Origin of the sequence: Methylobacterium sp. CCH7-A2, assembly GCF_001557075.1 — a bacterium.
GTDB lineage: Bacteria > Pseudomonadota > Alphaproteobacteria > Rhizobiales > Beijerinckiaceae > Allobosea > Allobosea massiliensis.
In genome coordinates this window covers 1-207 of sequence record NZ_LSKN01000270.1, presented here as the reverse complement: position 1 = coordinate 207, position 207 = coordinate 1, and the positions used below count along the sequence as shown (strand labels likewise).

The window sequence follows — 207 nt, the reverse complement described above, 5'->3', positions numbered from 1 at the left end:
AAGACCCTGCGCGAGGTGACGAGCCCGCTCGCGCTGCTGGCGCCGCCTCCACCGCCATAGCGGTCCTGCGCCGATCATGGCGCGGCCTTCGCTGGAGGTCGCGGACATCCTGAACCGGCATGGCGAGGGCTATCTCGCGCGTCATCGGCTCAGCCGCGGCCAGCTCAAGGTGATCGGTGCGATCCGGGCCTGCCGCACGGCTGCGCT

At 71.5% G+C, this 207-nt stretch carries 1 pseudogene; it reads left to right on the top strand.

The window, feature by feature from the left end:
* Nucleotides 1-76 precede the first annotated feature (76 nt).
* Nucleotides 77-207 (top strand): annotated as a pseudogene (locus AX750_RS26260) (IS91 family transposase); the annotation flags it as partial.